This window comes from Halomicrobium sp. IBSBa (assembly GCF_017612575.1).
Classification (GTDB): domain Archaea; phylum Halobacteriota; class Halobacteria; order Halobacteriales; family Haloarculaceae; genus Halomicrobium.
Genome location: NZ_JADPQC010000002.1, coordinates 100,866 through 120,442 on the forward strand (window position 1 = coordinate 100,866; position 19,577 = coordinate 120,442).

Sequence of the window (19,577 nt, forward strand, 5' to 3'; positions counted from 1 at the left end):
TGTGACCGATCTGGTGCATGTCGACACCGTCGCGTATCACTCGGTCGCCGTTTGTGTGGACGTGTCGCCGTCACTCTCGGCCTCGCCGTCCTCGCCGTCCTCGGGATCGATCCGTAACAGCCGCGCCTTCATGATGCGGGTGTTCTCGACTCGCTCGACGACGATCGCGACGCTGTCGAACTCGATGCGCTCGCCCTCTTCGACGAGGCGGCCCGCGCGGTTGAAGATGAAGCCGGCGATCGTCTCGAACTCCTCGCCCTCGGGCAGTTCGAGGTCCATCGCCTCGTTGACCTCCTCGATGTTGACCTCGCCTTTGACGACGACTTCGCCGTCGCCGACGAACTCGATGGGTTCCTCCTCCTCGCCTTCGAGGATCTCGCCGACGATCTCTTCGGTGAGGTCTTCCATCGTCACCAGTCCCTCGGTGGTCCCGAACTCGTCGATGACGATGACCATGTGGAGTCGTTCGCGGCGCATCTCCGTCAGGAGGTCGTCGACGTTCTTGGACTCGGGGACGTGCAGCGTCGGTTCGATGAGGTCCGCGAGCTCGGTCTCGGCGTCGCTGTAGTCGCGGTCCCGAACCAGATCTCGCAGGTGTGCGATGCCGATGACGTTGTCGAGACTCCCCTCGTACACCGGCACGCGGGCGTGGCCGCTCTGGATACACTGCTGGATCGCCTCCTCGACGGAGGCATCCTTCGAGATGGCTTCCATGTCCAGTCGCGGCGTCATCACTTCCTTGGCGATCGTGTTGTTGAACCGCAGCGTCCGCTGGAGCATCTCGCGTTCCTCCTCGTCGAGGACACCCTCGCGCTCGCCGGTCTCGATGATGTCCTGGATCTCCTCGCGGGTGACGTAGGACGTCTCGATGGCCGAGCGACCGCCGGTGACCTTGTTGACGATCCGGGTGAGGTAGTCGAACAGGACGATCAGGGGCAACAGGACACGCTCGGAGAACTTCAGCGGCTTGGCGATCCGCAGCGCCCACGACTCCGTGTTCTCGACGGCGTAGCTCTTGGGCGCGCTCTCGCCGAACAGCAGGACGATCGCGGTGATCCCGAACGTCGAGAGCGCGACCGCGAGGCCCTGCTGGCCGCTTCCGAGGACGTAGGTCAACAGCCCCGTCGCGATCGAGGACATCGCGATGTTGACGAGGTTGTTACCTACTAGAATCGTCACCAGCAGCCGGTGTGGGTCCTCTTTGAGCCCTTTGAGGGTCTCCGATCCGGGGACGGCGTCCTCGACGAGAGCCTCGACGCGGTGGCTCGGCAACGAGAACATGGCGATCTCCGACGAGGAGAAAAACGCCGAGAGCCCGATCAAGAGGAGAATGATCCCCGCACCGATCCCGAGAAACACGTTCTCGGGGAGCTGGACGGGACCGTAGATGTCGACCTGTAGTGGCAAGGCTACCAGTGAATCGACTCCGACAGGGGGGTCAAGAGCCATCAACGTCTGAGTTTGCAGAGGGTGTGAATTAAACGTTGCCATGGGGCACCCGTCCGACGTGACACGGAACGGATACACCCGACAGAATTACCGGTCGCTCGCTCCTACGGGGAAGTGTATGAGCGACACCGCCATCACACTCTACCGGCTCCAGGCCTGCCCGTTCTGTGAGCGGGTCGTCCGTCGGCTCCAGGAGTACGGCCTCGACTACGAATCCCGGTTCGTCGAACCGCTCCACTCGGAGCGCGACGCCGTCAAGCGCCTGTGTGGGAAGCGAACCGTTCCAGCGATCGTCGACGAGCAGACGGGCGTGACGATGGCAGAGAGTGCGAACATCGTCGACTACCTTGACCGAACCTACGGCGAGGGAGGGGACGACTGATGGAGCTCGATTTCGACGTGGTCGATCTCGGTCCCGCAGACCACCCCGAGGTCGGCGAGCGAGCGCCGGATTTCACCCGCCCGCTGGTCACCGACGAGTCCTGGGCCGACGTGGCGCTGTCAGAGCTGGTCGCCGAGGACGACGACCCGACGGTGCTGGTCTTTCACTCCATGGACGGGGCCTTCCCGGCGACGTACGCCTGGAACGAGATCCGCGACCGCGAGTGGCACGCCGACGCCACCGTCGTCGGCCTGTCGATCTCGACGCCCTACGCCCACAAGCGCCTGCTCGAGGAGCGGGATCTGGGCGAGGCATATCGGCTCTACTCCGACCCTGCCAACGGCGTCGCCGAGGCGTACGGCATCGCGGTCGAGATGGACGGGATGGCCGGCATCGCCGAGCCCCGGCCGGCCGTGTTCGTCCTCGATAGCGATCGGACGATCGAGTACGCCTGGGTCGCCACGGAGTGGCCCGACTTCCCCGACTACGACGCCGTCGAAGCGGTCATCCGATAGCGGTTCCAGCACGCTTTTTCGCGGCCCGGCCCACGCTCGGGTAATGAGTGATCTCGACCGCGCGGCCGAGGCGATCGACGACGGTGAGTTGGTGATCTACCCCACCGAGACAGTGTACGGACTGGCCGGCGACGCGCTCGACTCCGACGCCGTCCAGCGCGTGTTCGACGTGAAGGGCCGAGACCGTTCGAAGCCGGTCTCGCTCGCGGTGCCAAGCGTCGACGCAGCGACCGACTACACCGAACCCAGCGAGCGCGAGCTGGCGTTCATGCGGGCCTTCCTCCCCGGCCCGGTGACGGTACTGGCCCAACGGCGGTCGTCGGTGCCCGACGTGCTGACCGCCGGGCGTGACCGCGTGGGCATTCGCGTACCGGACCACGAGCTAGCGCTGGCGCTGCTGGAGCGAGTCGCGCCGATCACGTCGACCAGCGCCAACGTCAGCGGGGAACCGAGCGCCCGGACCGTCGAGGAGATCGGGGAGTCCGTCAGGGCGGATGCGGCAGTGGTCCTCGACGACGGTCGGACGCCCGGCACGGAGTCGACGGTGGTCGACGTGGCCGCCGACGAGATCGTCCGGGAGGGGGCAGACTGCGAGGCGATCCGGGCGTGGCTGGCCGATCATTAAGTGGCACGCCGTCGTCGCTTTCCGCTCGACCGTCGTCGCGTCTGCCGACGCCCGGCCCCTACGAGAGCATGCTCGCGAGCGAGCGGGTCGTCGTGCCACACGTCTCGCGGTACTCGCAGGGGGCACACTTCGCGTCGCTGTCGACACGCGAGGGCGGGCCGTCGATCGTCTCCGCCGTCCGGACGGCCTTCCGGTAGGCCGCTTTCCGCCTGACCGTCAGGTCGATCTCGCGGACGACGCCGTAGGCGGGATACTCGGCGACGGCCCGCTCGACCGTCGTCTCGTGCTCCCAGGCGAGAGCCTTGGCCGCGGCCACGAGCCGGACGGTCTGGGGCTCCCAGACTCCCTCGTCGGGCGGCTCACCGGCGAAGACCAGCGACGGGACGAGCGGCGCTTCGAGCACCTTGTGGGCGATCCCACGACACTCTCGGCCGGTCAGGAGAGCGTCCCGTCGCGGCGGGTCGACGAGTCCGTCCCAGTAGTCGAGCCGCCGCGCGAGCCGCCCGAGTCGCTCGCGGTAGGTGCCGGGCGAGACCTCGATGGGGGCGGCGAGCAGCGCCGCGTCGACCGACCGGAGTGTGTCGTAGTCGAAGGCCAGCTGTCGCACGTCCTCGACGCCGTCGGGGATCGACGGCTCGCCGTCGCGCCGTCGGTAGTAGAGCTTTCGCGGACAGTACGCCGCCGTCGCCAGGTCACGGAAGGTGTGCACGGACGCCCCTGGCCCCGTCACGGGTCATAAACGTGTGGCGCTCGCGCTCGGTGGTGTTCAGATGAGAAATCAGGAGTAGTTACTCCGTTGAATCCGACGACTGCGGCCGGATCGTGGGCTAGCGTTCAGCAGTTGGCAAGAATTGGCTACAGATGGCTGGTCATGATCAGCTTTGGCTCTCCAAACTCGTCCCATCGACCGAAGTCCGGTTGTAGAAACCCGCCACCAATAGAGTCTGATGACTCTGTCGTCAGTTCCTATCCCCGCCGTCTGTGGATTCAACAGAGCACCCCAGTCAGAATCTGTCTAAGCGTCCTGTTTCTCCCTAAGCTCGCTCAACGTGTATGCCGAACGATTCACGTTGATCAAAATACCATTCGTATTCACGAGGGGGTTTGTTACATCCAGCATGAATAAAATCACGATGAGTGACCTAGGTCCCAATTCCCAAGTTGTTCCTCTATATCCTCGCTGGACCTCAGCCAATAATTTCGCTCTGCGAACTGAGCGAGTGGTTCGATTAAATCACAATCAATTTTTAATCAATATTCGTACTGAGTTACATGTCCTCGAATGAAACATTCGTCAGCCGCCGAAAGCTCCTCACGGTCCTCGGTGGCAGCGTAGTGTCTCTGAGTGGATGTCAGACAGTTGAGGAAGAGATTGATCGTAGGTTTGGACCCACAGAATATATTTCAGATGCTCCGATAGAAGGAGATAGCGGTCCGTGGTCGTCCACCCGCGGGGGGCCTGACCGACGGTCGTACATAGATCGAAATGCCGGACCAGACGAGAGTGGTGATATAAAACGGATCTCACCGACTAGTCGTGAACCTTCTCCACTACAGCCCGTAATTTGCAACGGACAGGTGCTTGTTCAGCTTCTCGACATCCCAGCGCAACTGATAGACAACACGATAGAAGCATTCAGTGGTACGTTGTCTACAACGACAGGCGGCATTCAACTCTGGCACCAGACTGGAACAGGTCCGTCAATGTCGGTGATCGGGGATACGGCAGTAGTCCCGCATGATTCGGGCATCACCGCCGTTGACGCGACTGACGGATCGGTTTGTTGGCGATTCGAACACGGCGGATATCTAACCGCAGCTGGCACGACAGTATGTGTCGAAAACCATGATCGCCTCTTCGGGCTTGACGCTCGTACCGGATCCGTTCAGTGGAAAAAAGAGAACTTCTCGGATCAGGGATCGTTCAAGTATACAATTAATGCATTCGCTGCTGTCGATGGTCTTCTTTGCGGAACGCGAAAGATACATTACGACGCGCCGTCGTTGGTCGCGTTCGACCCAAAGACTGGATCAGTTGAATGGTACGGCAAGGTTTCACCGACCCCCTGGCCACCCGTGATCGGTCCCAACAGAGTGTACGTATTGACCGCTGAAGATGTTTTGTCTGCTTTTAGTTGGGACGGAGAACTCGAATGGTCTACTGAGGTGAACTTGGCTGCACCGCCGGCTGTCGGGGATAGTGGTCTTTACACTATCACCACCGATAGGACATCGATTGTGGGTCTAAACCCGTCGACCGGCGATGAAAAGTGGAAAGTCGAAGTAGATTCTGGTATACCTTTGCCGCCTGCTGTTACACCACAGAGTCTCTTCACCATCACTGGGGACGAAGAGAGTCCAGTGACAGTCATTGCCCTCAACCCGGACAGTGGTGACAAACAGTGGGAACACAGCTATCCGGGTACAGAGGGATTCTTGGCGGGTAGTCTCGATATGCCGCCCGCGCTCACGGAGAACGGGCTAGTTTTTACAACCGGAGACAGCGGAGTTCGGGACAATACTCGCGGTACTTACTTACTGGCGTAGTCGATATCTTAGGCATCAGTTCTCCCTGAGGCCCATACTCCCAGGGACGAAGAGGCCAAAACAGCACTGCGGAAGTACAGGCAATCTCCATAGTCGCAACGCGGGCCGAGATTGCTCCAGCGCTACGCTTTGCGAACTTGCGTTGGAGGAAAATCCCGCCGATCTCGTTTATAATATCTTATAGCTGAAAGACCCGCTGGCCGGGCTGGCTGACAGGGTGGTCGCCTGTCCCTTGACCCAGTAGGTGTCTGTGTCTACAGGCGTGGAGACACTTTCATCCGCCCAGAGAATTCTCTCGGCGGATGAAAGGGCGAGGCGGGTCTGGCGGCATCTGCGTCGACTCTATCCGCGCGCAGTGAGGATATCTGCCACAGACGCCGCCGAACGTGTCGAAGGCTTTCGGTGCAGCAACGACCGCATTCACTTACCTAAACACGACCTCCCGCTCGCGAGCAACACTTATCCCCGGCAGTTCGAAACGAAAGGGCATGCCCGACGGCCAGCTCGTGCTCGTCTTCGACGACGGCTACGCGACGGACTACGAACAGCTCTTGCCCGTGTTGGGCGCTCACGACGCGCCCGCGGCGGTGGCGGTCGTGCCCGAGTGGTTGGGCGACGACGACCACCTCACCGCCGAGCAGCTCGCCGCGCTGGCCGAGGCCGGCTGTGAGATCTGTTCGCACGGGAGCCGCCACCGCTACCTGCAGGCCCACCACCTCACGGCCGACGTGACCAGCGGCGACGAACGGCTCACCGTCGCCGCCGGGCACGTGTTCCCCGGCGAGGAACACGGCGTTCTCGCGGGCGATCGCTACGAGCTGACCGACGGCAACCGGACGACGACGGTGACGCTGGGAGAGTCACTCGCCGTCGGCGAGGCGGCGGTCACCCTCGGCGTCGAGAGCGAGATCGACGCCGCGTTCGACGGGGACGAGGCGGTGGTGCGCCCGACCGAAGCGACGCTCAGAGACGAGATCGTCGGCGTTCGCTCGGCGTTCGACCGGCTGGGGTACGATCCCGACGGCTTCGTGTTCCCCTACGACGCGGCCGACCCGCGAGCGTGGGCGCTGGCCGCCGAGACGTACGACGTGCTCCCCAACGCCGCCGTGCGGTCACTGCCGAACCGGCCGGGCACCCCGCCGACGAGCTACCAGCGGTGCTACCTCGAACGGAGTCACCTCCGGCGGGCCGAGATCGAGACGTACCTCGACAGCGTCGCGGCTCGGGGCGGGCTGGGCATCCTGGCGGGCCACACCGCCTGGGAGACGGTCCCGCCCGAGCGGGTCGCGTTCGTCATCGAAGCCGCACGCGAACGCGGGATCGAGCTGACGACGTTCTCCAGTTAAAGCATCTCCGCCGCGTCTTCGACGCTCAGATCGCCCCGATCGAGTGCCGCCAGAACGTCAAGCGTCGCCTGATCCGGGCCGTCGTCGTCGCCGATCTCGGCCAGCGTGACCTTCTCGCTGTGGCCCACGAACTCGTCGAAGTCGGTGCCCTCGGCCAGCGCCGTCTCCTTCTTGACGCGGTAGTTCCCGCCGTCGGTGACGTAGAGGTCGCCGGGGTGGAAGAAAAACCAGTCCTCGCGGTCGAATCGCACGCCGATCCGGGGCTTCGCGCCGAAGTTCCGGGCGAAAAAGAGCAGCGCCTCGACCTCCTCGCCGTCGAGGTAGATCGGGTCACCCGCGCTCGACTTCGCTTCGACGGCGTAGAACTGCTCGCCGTCGCCGGCCAGCACGTCCGGCAGTTCCCGTTCGGTCGCCGAGCCACTGGCCGGCGCGCGCATCACCGCGAACCCAGCCTCGTCCAAGGCGTTGACGAGTTCGCGCTCGCGGCGGTCCCCTTTGGCGTTCGAGCCTACCATTACTCGGTCGGTCGGTCTCGACGTATTTAAGCGCACGCCGACGGAGCAGCGGTTAATTTCACGCGAATTCGGGAGCGACAGTTTCTTGCCCCCTGACTGGATAGTCAGTCAACAATGACCACCGACGACGACATCATGGAGGCCACGTTTGCGGCCCTCTGCAAGCACGGCTATGCGGATCTGACGATGCAGTCGATCGCCGACGAGTTCGAGAAGAGCAAGTCACTGCTGCACTACCACTACGACTCGAAGGAGGACCTGATCGTCTCGTTCATGGAGCACCTGCTGGAGAACTTCCTGCGGGAGTTCGACGAGGACAGCGAGGCCGACCCGATGGAACAGCTGTTGCGGATGACCGAGATCGTCGTCGAGGGTGACGACAGCGAGGGGCCCGACGACGTACACATGGCGCTGCTGGGGCTGCGCGCACAGGCCCCCTACGACGAGGCGCTGCGTGCCCAGCAGGTCCACAACGACCGACACATCCGCGATCTGATCGCCGACATCGTCCGGGAGGGCATCGAGCAGGGCCAGTTCCGCGACGACGTGGACCCCGAGCGGTTCGCCGCGGTGTTCCGGTCGGCCATCGAGGGAGCCCAGTCCCACGACGTGATCCTCGGCGAGGACGCGCCGACCGAGACCGCACTCGCGGGCATCGAGGAGTACCTCCTCGAACGGCTCCTGGTCGAGGGCGAGAGCCTCGTCGACGACGAGATGGCCGCGAGTGACGACTGAGGCTGCCGCCTGCGACTCTTTTCTCGCCGATAGGACTCTGTGTCACAGTCGGACGGCGGTGCGACGGGGCCACCACAGCGCTCACCGATCGTACGCGTGGGCTTCCAGCGTCTCCAGGTCGACCGTGTCCAGGACGGCCTCGTTGGTCGCGTCGAGCACCACCGGCGGCACCGTCGTCTCGGGCAGTTGCTCGCGGCGCGTCGCCTGGAGGGCCTCGACCCACCGGCCCAGACAGAGACACCAGCGGTCGCCGGGTTCCAGCCCGGGGAAGTTCAGTTGCGGGCGCGGCGTCACGAGGTCGTTGCCCTGCCGTTTGCTGAACTGGAGGAACTCGTCGGTCATCACCGCACACAGTTCGTGGCGGCCGCGGTCCTGTGGGTGCTCGCCACAGCAGCCGTCCCGTTCGAAGCCAGTCTCCGGGTCGGTGCTGCACGGTTCGAGTGGCTCGCCCAGCACGTTCGTCTCGCTCATACCGCCAGATGGGCGAGCGATGGGTTAGGTCTGGCGAGAGGCAGACTCGTCTCGCACCGCGACGAACCGGAGCCGCCGGTAGTCCGCGGTCCAGGTCTCGCTGTCGGGGTCGTACCGCTCGGGACGGAGCCGATCCTCGACGGCCGCGACGACGGCGGCTCGCTCGGCGTCCGAGAGCGGTGCGAACAGCGAATCGCCGAACACGGCCAGCCACTCCCGCAGGCCGTCCGGGCCGTCGAGGTCGGTCGGCCGGTCGAACACCGTCGCCGACCGCACCGCGAAGCCGTGCCGTTCCAGCAGCGTCGCGTGCTCGCCGACCGTCGGGAAGTACCAGGGGTCGGCAGCGTCGTACCCTCGATCGCGGAGTTCCGCCCGGACCGCCGCGACGATCGACGCGACGTTGCCCCTCGCGCCCATCTCCGCGACGAAACGGCCGCCGGGAGCGAGCGCCGCGGCGACGCGTTCGGCGACGGCGTCCTGGTCGTCGATCCAGTGCAGCGCCGCGTTGGAGAACACTGCGTCGAACGCCCCATCTGCCTGGAAGGCCGTCGCGTCGACGCAGTCGAACCGCAGGTCGGGGTGGGCCGCGCGTGCCTCCGCGATCATCTCGCTCGACGCGTCGATCCCCAGTGTGTCGCCCTCGCTGCCGACCGCGTCGGCGACGGTCGCCGTGAGGTGGCCGGTCCCACAGCCCAGATCGAGGATGCACTCGCCGGGTCGCGGGTCGAGCAGGTCGACGACGCTGTCGCCGTAGTCGGTCACGAAGCCGGCCGCGTCGTCGTATCGCGGCCCATCCCACTCGTTGTCTGTCATGGATCCGATTCGATCCTCCCCGTACAAAAGGTGTCGGTGCGGGCCAGAAGCAGAACGCATACGGGGCCAGGCGGCCACCGTTCGGACATGAGCGAGTTCGCCGACGACGTGCAGGCAGTGTTCGAAGCGGCAGGGGCAGACGAAGCGACCGCGGCGACCGCCGCCGAGACGCTCGCGGCCTTCCGCGAGGACTACGACGAGGAACTGACCGCCGACGCCGTCGAGCAGCAGTTCGCCGACGCGCCCGACGAGGCGTTCGTCCACGCCTACGACTGGCTGGTGGGCCACCTCGCGGCGGAGAACGACGACTGCACCGACTCCCGGGAGTACCGCCTCGAAGGGTTCGACAGCTTCGCGGCGGACCCAGCGATCGGCGCGTGACCGGCGGGCAAGAGACCGACGCGGGCGGCACCTACACCCTCCTGATCGAGCGGACCGAGGGCGGCCCCCTCGAAGTGGGCGCGCTCGGGTCGCTGTCGTTCCCGTCGGGGTGGTACGCCTACACCGGGAGCGCACTGGGCAGCGGCGGCTTCAGCCGCGTCGACCGTCACAAGCGCGTCGCGGCGGGCGAACACGACGTGCGTCACTGGCACGTCGACTACCTGCTGGGCGCGCCCGGGACCCAGCTCGATCACGTCGTCCGCTCGGCGGGCGTCGACATCGAGTGTGCGGTCGCCGACGCCGTCGCCGCCAGCCGCGTCCCCGAGTTCGGGAGTTCCGACTGCGACTGTGAGTCACACCTCGCCTTCCACCCCGACCGGGCGGCGCTTCTGGACGCAGTCGATCGAGCACACCGGGCGAACCGGTAGCGCGGGGACCGGTCATACTGCCGGCTGTCCGTCCGTAACGAACGTTGCGACCCCGTGGTCGCGAATGTCTCGAAACAGTGACAGCCGGCAGTATCAGGAACCGTTCCCGTCGGTCTCGGCGTCGGCGAGCGCCGCGTCCCGCAGTTCGCGTTCGGCGTCGGTTTCGGCCGTGAGTTCGGGGACACCGGTCGGCTCGCCGTCGTCGAGCGCGACGAAGACGAAGTGGCCTTCGGTCGTGACCTCCGTCTCGCCGGTCGTCGGATTCTCGCGTTCGGCGCGCACGCGGACGCGAACGCTCGTTCGCCCGGAGTCGTAGACGTACGCCTCCGTGAGCGCGGTGTCGCCGACGGGGATCGGGCGACGGAAGTTCAGCCCGTCCATCCTGGCGGTCACGCAGGGGTGGCCGGCAAAGCGCATCGCCGACATCGCGCCGATCTCGTCGAGCCACTTCATCACGATCCCACCGTGGGCAGTGTCGTAGTTGTTGGCGTGGTTGGGCTGGACGCGGTAGCGGTTCGTCAGATGGGTCGAAGCCAGCGTCGGCATGCGAGGCGCTTCGAGAGAAGCGGGGAAAAAGGCGCGGCTGTCCTCGGGCTGTCGGCTGTGTATCGACCGACAGTTCCGCCGCCCGTAGCGGCGAACCACTCCGGAAGGTGACGGCCGACAGTGTCAGACCGCGACGCGCTCGACGCCGGGCTCGATCTCCTCGGTCTCGTAGTCGGCCTCGGCCTCGCTCCGGCGCTGGCGGAGCCAGTGGACCGCCAGCCCGACCGTCGCGACAGCGGCGACGAGTCCGAGGACCCGCAGCGCCAGAGTGCCGCCCGTGTCCGCCGTCGCCGAGTCGGCGGCCGGTTCGTCCGACTCGCTCGCGGGTCCGGCGTCGGTCGGCTCGCCTCCCAGGGGGTCCGCGACGTTGATCTCGAACAGCGTGACGTTGTCGAAGGCCATACGAGAACCGTGGGGTGCCAGCGTCTTATACCTACACCAACAGGAACGGGTCCCACTGTGGACCGATTACGTGATGTGGATCGCGGGCTTGTTCGGCCGGGCTCTGTGGGCCTGCTCACCGTCGGGGTCGGCCCGCCTGACGACCACGTCCGCGTCGAACTCCTCGGCGAACAGCCACGACGCCTGTTCCAGCACCGTCAGCTCGCGCTCGGGAGCCAGCACCGGCTCGAACCCGCCCGAACGGTCGGCCAGCTCGGTCGCGTAGTCGGCTGCCGCTTCGGTGCCGGGCACGGCGTCGGCGTCCATGATACGACCGACGACTGCCCCGTCTGCCGGCTGTCCCGCGGGTGTACTGCCGTCCCGAGAGCTGGGACCACCCTCGCTCGCGGTCGACTCTGGCTCCTGGCTCACCTCGCGAGCGATCTCGTAGGCGCGATAGCTCCAGTCGGGCGCGACGACGAGCTCGATCTCGTCGGGATCGGTGATCTCGACCACGTCGGTGATCTCGCGCACGTCCGCGAGCGTCGTCCGGACGAGTTCGCGCTCGGTGCGATAGTCGGGACTGTCGTGCAGCGGCGTGGGCCAGTCGGCACCGGCGATCAGCCCCTCGCCGTCCAGCGCGGACCACAGCTCCTCGGCCAGATAGGGAGCGAGCGGCGCGAGCAGCTTCGCCAGCACGCGCAGCCCCCGGCTGTACGCGAAGCGGTACGGCGTCTCGTACTCGCGATATCGTCGCAGCAACTGGGCGAACTGCTGGAGTTCGGTGACGACCCGGTGGAAGCGAAAGCGGTCGTACTCGTCGGTAACGGCGGCGATCGTTCGGTCGATCTCCCGTTCGAGGTAGGCGTCGTGCGGTCTGCTCTCGGTCCGACCGCCGGCACCGTCGGTGAACGACAGCACCATCCGGTACACGTCCTGCTGGAACTCGTAGGCGTTGCTCACGTCCGTCGCCGTCCACTCGAAGTCCTGGCCGGGGTGTGCCGCCGAGAGGACGAACAGCCGCGTCGTCTCTGCGCCGTACTCGTGGGGGGCCACGTCGTTGCCCTTCGACTTGGACATCTTCTCGCCGCCGTGCAACACCGTCCCCTGGTTGACCAGCCGGTCGACGGGTTCGCGCCGATCGAGCAGGCCCAGATCCGCCAGCGCGCGGGTGAAAAAGCGAATGTACAGCAGGTGGAGCACCGCGTGCTCGTCGCCGCCGACGTACACGTCGACCGGGAGCCAGTCGTCGGCGACCTCGTTCTCGAAGGGGGCCGTCGAGAGATCTGGGTTCAGGTACCGCAGGAAGTACCAGGAGGAGTCGACGAAGGTGTCCATGGTGTCGGTCTCGCGTTGGGCAGGGCCGCCACAGTCGGGACAGGTCGTCTGGACGAACTCGTCGCTCGCGGCCAGTGGGTTCCCCGTGGTCTGGACGAACTCGGGGAGTTCGACGGGGAGGTCCTCGTCGGGCACCGGCACCGCCCCACACTCCTCGCAGTGGACCATCGGGATCGGCGTCCCCCAGTAGCGCTGTCGGGAGATGAGCCAGTCGCGCAGGCGGTAGGTCGTCGCCGCCGTCACGGCGTCGTGATCGAGCAATCGCTCGCGGGCGGCTGCACTCGCCAGCCCCTCGTAGGCCCCGTCGGCGACGATCATCCCCTCGTCGGTGTACGGGAGGTCGTCGCCGTTGCGCGCTCCGCGTTCGCCGTCGTTGGGCGCGACGACTCGCTCGACCGGGAGGTCATGTGCCGCAGCGAAGGCGTGGTCGCGCTCGTTGTGGGCCGGCACGCCCATCACCGCGCCCGTCCCCACGTCAGAGAGGACGTAGCTGGCGACGTAGACGGGGATCTCCTCGCCGGTGACCGGGGTCGTCGCGGTGAGGCCGGTGTCGACGCCGGCCGTTCCCTCGGCCCGGCCGTCGGCGGCCCGGTCGTGGAAGTCGGCGACCGCCTCGCTCGCTCCCGAGGCCGTGCGCTGGGCGAGTTCGCGGGCGACCTCGTGGCCCGGCGCGAGCGCTAGATACGTCGCTCCGAAGACGGTGTCGGGCCGGGTCGTGAACACGTCGATCGGCTCGCCGTCGATCTCGAAGGTGATCTCGGCACCCTCGCGGCGGCCGATCCAGTTGCGCTGGATCTCGCGGACGCTGTCGGGCCACCCGTCGAGGTCGTCCAGGCCGTCCGCGAGTTCGTCCGCGTAGTCGGTGATCGTGAAGAACCACTGGTCGAGTTCGCGTGTCTCGACCGCGGTGCCACAGCGCCAGCAGACCCCTTCGCCGTCGGCGTGTCCCGGCGTGTCGTCGCGCACGTCGGCCGGACCGTCGCCCTCGTCGACCTGTGCGTCGGCCAGGACGGTCTCGCAGTCCGGACACCAGTTGACCGCTGCGCCGGTGTACTCGACGAGGTCGTTCTCGTAGAAGCGGGTAAAGAGCCACTGGTTCCACCGGTAGTACTCCGGATCGCAGGTGGTGATCTCGCGAGACCAGTCGTAGCCAAACCCCATCCGTTCGAGTTCGTCGCGCATCTGCTCGATGCACGTTCGCGTCCACGACTCCGGGTCGGTGTCGCGCTCGTAGGCGGCGTTCTCCGCCGGGAGCCCGAAGGCGTCCCACCCCATCGGGTGGAGCACGTCCGCACCGTTCATCCGCCGGTAGCGGGCGACGGCGTCGGTGATCGCGTAGTTGCGGATGTGGCCCATGTGCAGCGAGCCCGACGTGTAGGGGAACATCCCCAGCACGTAGGTCCCCTCGCCGCGGTCGATCGCCGCGTCGTCGAGTTCGTACACGCCCTCGCGGTCCCAGACGTGTTGCCAGTACTCCTGGACGCGGGCGTGGTTGTAGCGGTTCGCCATCCTTGCCCGGAAGGTGGGAGGGTGGCACCATCACTGTTCTGCCAGCGGAGGCGTGACACCGAGTAGGTGGGAATCGACGAACGATAATCCAGACTATCTTTCGTGATGAATAAGACAGCACAACGCCGTCGGTGACGGCGAACGCGAGGTTGGCTCCATCTGTTGGGCGGCCTTTTTTGTACACCGAGCCGGAGTATACTCACAATGACCGGAGTGCCGCAGCAGGCGACGCTGGCTGACGATCGGACCTGGGCGTTCGAGGCCGTCCAGTCGGTCTCCCGGACGTTCGCGCTGAGTGTCGAGTTGCTGGACGAGCCGATGACGGAGTGGGTCTGTACCGGCTATCTCCTCTGCCGGACCGCGGACACGATCGAGGACGAACCGACGATTCCGATGCAGCGCCGCGCCGAGCTCTTAGAGACCTTCGACGCGATGCTGGCCGAAGACGACGAGACGACCGTCGAGGACTTTCTGGCGGCCGTCGAGCCCGAGACGCCGGCCGACGGGGGCGACGACTGGGCCGTCCTCGGCCAGACCGACCGCATCGTCCGCCTCTGGCGGTCGTTTCCCGACCCGGTCCAGGACGGGATGCGCTCGATCACCCGCGAGATGGCGACGGGCATGGCGGACATCCTGCGCCGCCACGAGGACAGCGGCGGCCTCCGTCTGGAGACGCTGGACGAACTCGAAGAGTACTGCTGGTACGTCGCCGGCACCGTCGGCCAGCTGTTCATGAACCTCCAGGCCGCCCGAGCCGACCCCGACGACCCCACGCCAGACCCCGAAGACGCCCGCGCGTTCGCACTCCTGCTCCAGCTGGTCAACATCGCCAAGGACGTTCGCGCCGACTGGGACGAGGAGAACAACGTCTACCTCCCCGGCGAGTGGCTCGCCGAGGAAGAGCTCGACCACGAGGCCGTCGCCGAGCCCGAGCACTCGACCGCGGTCGCCCGCGTCGTCGGCCGCGTCGTCGATCAGGCCGCCGACTACGCACACGGTGCCCAGCGGTACCTCTCGACGGTCCCGGAAGGAGACAACGGCGGCCTCCTGGAGGCGACGGCGCTGCCCTACCTGCTGGCACTCGGAACGATCCGCGAACTCCGCGAACGGACCGTCGACGCCGTCGAACAGCCCGACGCGGTCAAGCTCGAACGCGAGGAGGTCGAGGCGCTGTTCGCCGAGGCCGAGGACGGCTTCACCCGCGACCAGGTCCGCGATCTCGCAGCTACGGTGCGAGCCGGTCCGTATCACGAGCAGTAGCGAGCGACGACCCCGGCGCGAACCCTTTTGAGAGTGCCCGTCGAACGGCCGGCATGGACCGGAATCGATGACCGGGATCGCGTTCTGGTCGCTGGTCGGACTCGCCTCGCTGACGAGCCTCGTGACCGCATGGGCTCTCGGTGCGAACAGCAACTCGCCGCCGTTCGCGCCCGCGATCGGTGCGAACGCCATCTCGACGATGCGGGCGGCCTTCCTCATCGGCATCCTCGCAGCCCTCGGAGCGTTGACACAGGGTGGCGCGATCTCAGAGACCGTCGGTGCGGGGCTCATCGACGGCGTCGAGATCTCCTCGCTTGCGGCGACAGCGGGGCTGCTCACCGCGAGTGCGTTCATGGCCTTCGGTGTCTACAGCGGCTATCCCGTGCCGGCGGCCTTCGCCACGACGGGCGCGATGGTCGGCGTCGGCCTCTCGCTGGGCGGCGATCCAGCCATCGACACGTACCAACAGATCGCGACGTTCTGGCTCCTCGTACCGCCCGTCTCGGGCGGCCTGGCGTATCTCACGGCGACGATCCTGCGCCGGGACGACATCCCCGAGACAGTTGGGGTCCCGCTGCTCGCGGCCATCGTCGGCGGGATCGTCGCGAACGTCCAGCTCAGTATCGTCCCGACGCCGCCTGGCATCCAGCAGGGTTCCGTCGCCGGATTTCTGGCGCGACAGGTGCCCACGCCGATCGTCGGCGGTCTCGATCTCGGCGTCGTCGCGTTCACGCTGGTGGTGGCGGCGGCGAGCTTCCAGTGGATCCGCCGCCGCACGCTTGCCTCCGTCGACCGCGGGATCAAAACCTTCCTCGTCGTGCTTGGCAGCGTCGTCGCCTTCTCCAGTGGCGGCAGTCAGGTCGGGCTGGCGACCGGGCCACTGGAGAACCTCTACGGCGTCGAACTCGGACTGCCGGGGATCGTCCTGCTGGGGCTCGGGGCCGCCGGGATCCTCGGCGGGGCGTGGATGGGCGCGCCGCGGCTGCTCCAGGCGACTTCTCGCGAGTACGCCCAGCTGGGTGTCCGCCGGTCGATCGCCGCGCTCGTCCCCGGTTTCATCATCGCCCAGACCGCGATCGCACTGGGGATCCCGATCTCGTTCAACAACATCATCATCTCCGGCGTGATCGGCGGTGGACTGGCCGGCGGGTCGGCGGGCGTTTCCAGGCGAAAGATCGGCGTCACGCTGGCGTTCTGGGTGATCACGCTCGTGACCTCCATCGGGATCGGCTTCGGCCTCTATCGACTGCTCTCGACGGTGCTCGGGATCAGGTGAGGGAGTCCGCAGAGATGCGACCGACGGTATCAAGCCGAAGACAGTGAAAGGGCGGGCGTCGTTCGATCCGTCCCGGGCGACGTAAGCACCGCAGGCCGAAGGCCAAGGAGCGAAGCGAGCCCCGGACGGTCGAACGATGCGAGGGCTTTCGATGATTCGCCTCTGTGTCTGAAGAAGCGTTACAGACTCACAAAGAGCCGACTCCAGATCACCGAACGACAGTCACCGTCACCGGCGCTTCTCGAACGACCGCCGTGGCGACCGTCCCGAGCAGGCGCTTCGTGAGGTCGCTGGCGTCGCCGCCGTGACCGCCCATCACGACCTGGTCCACGTCGTGCTCGTCGGCGTAGTCGACGATGGTCTCGGCGGGGTCGCCCTCCTCGACGACGGTTTCGATGGGCTTGTCGTACTCGGTCGCGCGCTGCTCGGCTTCGTCAATTACCTCGTCGGCGTACTCGCGGGCCTCGGCCTCGCGGTCGTCTCGCTCGATGACGCCGCTCTCGCTCATCGACGCGTCGATCGGTGTCACCACGTTCAGGACGGTCACCGGACAGTCGAAGACGGAAAGCGCGTGGGCCAGCGCCGCCTCCGAGAGGGGCGACCCGTCGAGTGGCACGAGGACGTGGGTCGGTTGCATACCTGCCGAATCGGGTGCCGGCGGTAAAGATGGTCTGGTAGCTCAGACCGTCGACGATGTCTCGACGACACCCAGTCGATCGTAGAGGAATCCCCACTGGTCGAGTTGCTCCGAGACGACCTGTGAGACCGGCTTTCCGACACCGTGGCCGATGTTCTCGTAGGTCCGCAAGAGCGGCGGTTCCGACCCGGTCTGGCAGGCCTGCAGTCTGGCAGCCATCTTCCGTGCGTGGAAGGGGTCGACGCGGGTGTCGCTCTCGGCGGTCACCAGTAGCGTCGCGGGATACGCGCGGGACGTGACGTTGTGGTACGGCGAATACTCGCGGATGTAGCTGAAGGCCTCGGGGTCCTCCTCCGGGTTACCGTACTCGCTAGTCCAGGAGCGCCCGATCAGCGACCGATGGAAGCGGAGCATATCGAGCAGCGGCACCTTGCACAGCACAGCGGCAAACAGGTCCGGGCGCTGTGTGAGTGCCGCGCCGACAGTGAGGCCGCCGTTCGATCCGCCGAGACAGGCGAGTCGATCAGCGTCGGCGTATCCTCGCTCGATCAGATGCTCACCGGCGGCGTGGAAGTCGTCGAAGGTACGTTGTTTGGTCTCGCGCTGGGCGGCCTCGTGCCACGCCGGGCCGAACTCCCCGCCGCCACGGATGTTCGGGATGGCGAGCACGCCGCCGTCTTCGATGAAGGGGACAGTGTAGCGAAAGAACTCCGGCCGCATGCTGATCTCGAAGCCGCCGTAGCCGTTGAGGATCGCGGGATTCGTCCCGTCACGCTCGACACCGGCACGGCGCACGACGAACATCGGGACCGACGTGCCGTCGCTGGACTCGAACCACTCTTGGTCGACGGCGATGTCGGCCTCGATGCCCACGTCTGGCTCGGCGACGGTCGACACGTCGTTGTACTCCCCATCGTACCGCATCACCGACTTCGGGTGTTCGAACGATTCGTAGCTAAAGAACACCTCGTCGGACTGTGGACTGCCGTGCATCTGGTCGACCGCGCCGGTGCCGGGCAACGAGACGGCCGCAAGATGCGTCCCGTCACGGTCGAACGCGGCCAGTTCGGAGACGACATCCCGGTCGTGTGTGACCAGTAGTCGCTCCGGAGTGACGGCGAATCCGCTGAGGGTGGCGTTTTGTTCCTCCGGTACGACCGTCTCGATATCGGCCGGTTCCTCGACGGTCGGTGGATCGGTGATGTCCAGTCGCGCGAGCCGATACTGCTCGGCCCCGAAACTCGTCCTGAGATAGCAGTCCGTCCCGCGAAGCTCTGGCTCGAAGATGGCGTCGTGCCCTTCGATCAGCGGTTCGAGTGCGCTCGCACCGTGTGGCAGGCGGTAGAGATCGGTCCGTTCCCACCCCTCGGAGAACCCGACGACGACGTGGTCGCTCTCGGGCGAAGTCCGGAGAATCGGCCACGTCTGTGGGTCGAAATCGTCGTGAATCACGCGTTCGTCCTCGACATCGCTGCCCAGAGGATGGTAGCGCAACTCCTTCTCTAGCTGGCCCTCACCGCCGACGGCACCCGTGCGGACGTAGTAGAATCCGTCGTCGAACCACGCTATCATCTGTGGGCCGGTTCGACCGGCATCGGGGACCACGTCGATGTCACCACCAGTCGTCACATCCATGACGTGGATGTCGTACTGCTCGGCACCGTCCTCGTCGACGCCGTACGCGATCCGTTCGCCGTCCGGCGCCGGCACGTACCAGTTGACCGCCGTCGTCCCGTCGTCGCTCAGTTCGTTCGGGTCGACCAGTGACCGTTTCTCCTGATCGAGTTCCTCGAAGTGGTACAGCACGGGATGGTCCTGCTCCGGGTCCCGGATGCGTTGAAAGTAGCCGGATGGCATCGGCTGGATCGGATGATACTCACGAAAATCAGCCAGATCCTCGATCCGCGGCCGAAGGTGCTCTCGGATGGACTCGTCAGAAAGGTGGTCGTCCGCGTACTGATTCTGGGCCGCAATCCACGTGCGGACGGCGTCATCGTCTCCGTCTTCGAGCCACAAGTACGGGTCCTCGATGTGCTCTCCGTGGTACTCGTAGCCGGAATCTCGTCGTTCTGTCGCGGGAGGGCCACGCATGGCACCGCGTTCCCGACCCACATACAAGAATCTTGTATCCCGACGGGCGACGTTCACCTCCATCGTGGCGAGCACACGCGGTGCTCGCCGTTCGAGTCGTCGAAAGGTCCATCCTGGATGTCGAACCGGAGCAAGACGGTCGCCTCGCTTCGCTCGGCGCTGCGACTTGCAGGGTTCGAACCCACTCCGTCGACGATTGCGCGGCTCGCGAGTGTGCTCGCCGCAGGAATAGTCCATCCTGGATTCGAACCAGGGTCGAAGCCCCCAGAAGGCTTCAGGATTGGCCACTACCCCAATGGACTGTGTACCCCATCGTATCCGGCAGTCGCATA

The 19,577-nt window shown here is 65.9% G+C and carries 20 protein-coding genes and 1 tRNA gene; 10 read left to right on the forward strand and 11 right to left on the reverse strand.

Features of this window, described 5'->3' with window-relative positions; genetic code table 11:
* Positions 1–36: 36 nt before the first annotated feature.
* The gene (locus IL252_RS07155) at positions 37–1,449 is read right to left on the reverse strand and encodes a hemolysin family protein (RefSeq protein WP_208627454.1); all 1,413 of its coding nucleotides are present in this window, start codon (positions 1,447–1,449) and stop codon (positions 37–39) included.
* A gap of 118 nt (positions 1,450–1,567) precedes the next feature.
* Here IL252_RS07155 and IL252_RS07160 point away from each other — a divergent pair, with 118 nt between their 5' ends.
* From IL252_RS07160 to IL252_RS07170, 3 genes are read left to right on the forward strand one after another with little or no spacing between them, the layout of a single operon-like run.
* A complete protein-coding gene (locus IL252_RS07160) occupies positions 1,568–1,831 on the forward strand; it encodes a glutathione S-transferase N-terminal domain-containing protein (protein ID WP_015761863.1) in 264 nt (87 codons plus the stop codon).
* On the forward strand, positions 1,831–2,346 hold the full coding sequence (locus IL252_RS07165; protein WP_208627455.1) for a redoxin domain-containing protein: 516 nt from the start codon (positions 1,831–1,833) through the stop codon (positions 2,344–2,346). Before IL252_RS07160 ends, IL252_RS07165 begins: the two co-directional genes overlap by 1 nt.
* Positions 2,347–2,389: 43 nt before the next feature.
* Positions 2,390–2,971: an L-threonylcarbamoyladenylate synthase gene (locus IL252_RS07170; RefSeq protein WP_208627456.1), complete on the forward strand. Its 582-nt coding sequence runs from the start codon at positions 2,390–2,392 to the stop codon at positions 2,969–2,971.
* Between the two features lie 58 nt (positions 2,972–3,029).
* On the opposite strand, the gene IL252_RS07175 is transcribed toward IL252_RS07170, so the two are convergent.
* Positions 3,030–3,680, reverse strand: coding sequence for a hypothetical protein (locus IL252_RS07175; protein WP_208627457.1), 651 nt, complete (start codon positions 3,678–3,680; stop codon positions 3,030–3,032).
* 563 nt (positions 3,681–4,243) lie between these two features.
* Here IL252_RS07175 and IL252_RS07180 point away from each other — a divergent pair.
* Together IL252_RS07180 and IL252_RS07185 are read left to right on the forward strand one after the other, a co-directional pair.
* Complete coding sequence (locus tag IL252_RS07180) at positions 4,244–5,518, forward strand: PQQ-binding-like beta-propeller repeat protein (protein ID WP_208627458.1); 1,275 nt, start codon at positions 4,244–4,246, stop codon at positions 5,516–5,518.
* A gap of 488 nt (positions 5,519–6,006) precedes the next feature.
* Positions 6,007–6,864 (forward strand): polysaccharide deacetylase family protein, encoded by an 858-nt coding sequence (locus IL252_RS07185; protein WP_208627459.1) that lies wholly within the window; start codon positions 6,007–6,009, stop codon positions 6,862–6,864.
* Here IL252_RS07185 and hjc read toward each other — a convergent pair.
* On the reverse strand, positions 6,861–7,379 hold the full coding sequence (gene hjc, locus IL252_RS07190; RefSeq protein ID WP_153552089.1) for a Holliday junction resolvase Hjc: 519 nt from the start codon (positions 7,377–7,379) through the stop codon (positions 6,861–6,863). The genes IL252_RS07185 and hjc overlap by 4 nt on opposite strands.
* Before the next feature lie 114 nt (positions 7,380–7,493).
* Here hjc and IL252_RS07195 point away from each other — a divergent pair, with 114 nt between their 5' ends.
* On the forward strand, positions 7,494–8,114 hold the full coding sequence (locus tag IL252_RS07195) for a TetR/AcrR family transcriptional regulator (protein WP_208627460.1): 621 nt from the start codon (positions 7,494–7,496) through the stop codon (positions 8,112–8,114).
* 81 nt (positions 8,115–8,195) lie between these two features.
* Here the strand turns inward: IL252_RS07195 and IL252_RS07200 are convergent, their stop codons facing one another.
* Positions 8,196–8,585, reverse strand: coding sequence for a DUF2237 family protein (locus tag IL252_RS07200; protein WP_208627461.1), 390 nt, complete (start codon positions 8,583–8,585; stop codon positions 8,196–8,198).
* A 24-nt stretch (positions 8,586–8,609) separates the two neighbouring features.
* Entirely contained in the window at positions 8,610–9,398 is a 789-nt protein-coding gene (locus tag IL252_RS07205) for a trans-aconitate 2-methyltransferase (protein WP_208627462.1), read from the reverse strand.
* Between the two features lie 87 nt (positions 9,399–9,485).
* Between IL252_RS07205 and IL252_RS07210 the strand changes: the two genes are divergently transcribed.
* Positions 9,486–9,779 (forward strand): hypothetical protein, encoded by a 294-nt coding sequence (locus tag IL252_RS07210; RefSeq protein ID WP_208627463.1) that lies wholly within the window; start codon positions 9,486–9,488, stop codon positions 9,777–9,779.
* Positions 9,776–10,207, forward strand: a complete 432-nt coding sequence (locus IL252_RS07215) for a DUF123 domain-containing protein (protein WP_208627464.1) — start codon at positions 9,776–9,778, stop codon at positions 10,205–10,207. The genes IL252_RS07210 and IL252_RS07215 overlap by 4 nt, the downstream gene beginning before the upstream one ends.
* A 93-nt stretch (positions 10,208–10,300) precedes the next feature.
* Here the strand turns inward: IL252_RS07215 and IL252_RS07220 are convergent, their stop codons facing one another.
* From IL252_RS07220 to leuS, 3 genes are all read right to left on the reverse strand, one after another.
* Positions 10,301–10,753, reverse strand: a complete 453-nt coding sequence (locus IL252_RS07220) for an acyl-CoA thioesterase (protein WP_170093008.1) — start codon at positions 10,751–10,753, stop codon at positions 10,301–10,303.
* Between the two features lie 123 nt (positions 10,754–10,876).
* Entirely contained in the window at positions 10,877–11,155 is a 279-nt protein-coding gene (locus IL252_RS07225; RefSeq protein ID WP_208627465.1) for a hypothetical protein, read from the reverse strand.
* 66 nt (positions 11,156–11,221) lie between these two features.
* Entirely contained in the window at positions 11,222–13,981 is a 2,760-nt protein-coding gene (gene leuS / locus IL252_RS07230; RefSeq protein ID WP_208627466.1) for a leucine--tRNA ligase, read from the reverse strand.
* 204 nt (positions 13,982–14,185) lie between these two features.
* Here leuS and IL252_RS07235 point away from each other — a divergent pair, with 204 nt between their 5' ends.
* Positions 14,186–15,241 carry a squalene/phytoene synthase family protein gene (locus IL252_RS07235; protein WP_170093010.1) on the forward strand — a complete coding sequence of 352 codons (1,056 nt, stop codon included), beginning with the start codon at positions 14,186–14,188 and terminating at the stop codon, positions 15,239–15,241.
* A 67-nt stretch (positions 15,242–15,308) separates the two neighbouring features.
* Positions 15,309–16,517 carry an inorganic phosphate transporter gene (locus IL252_RS07240; RefSeq protein WP_208627467.1) on the forward strand — a complete coding sequence of 403 codons (1,209 nt, stop codon included), beginning with the start codon at positions 15,309–15,311 and terminating at the stop codon, positions 16,515–16,517.
* 208 nt (positions 16,518–16,725) lie between these two features.
* On the opposite strand, the gene IL252_RS07245 is transcribed toward IL252_RS07240, so the two are convergent.
* The 3 genes from IL252_RS07245 to IL252_RS07255 form a co-directional block, all read right to left on the reverse strand.
* Positions 16,726–17,154 (reverse strand): universal stress protein, encoded by a 429-nt coding sequence (locus IL252_RS07245; RefSeq protein ID WP_208627468.1) that lies wholly within the window; start codon positions 17,152–17,154, stop codon positions 16,726–16,728.
* A 42-nt stretch (positions 17,155–17,196) separates the two neighbouring features.
* The gene (locus tag IL252_RS07250; RefSeq protein ID WP_208627469.1) at positions 17,197–19,245 is read right to left on the reverse strand and encodes a prolyl oligopeptidase family protein; all 2,049 of its coding nucleotides are present in this window, start codon (positions 19,243–19,245) and stop codon (positions 17,197–17,199) included.
* Between the two features lie 229 nt (positions 19,246–19,474).
* Positions 19,475–19,547 (reverse strand) — tRNA-Gln (locus tag IL252_RS07255).
* Between the last annotated feature and the right edge of the window lie 30 nt (positions 19,548–19,577).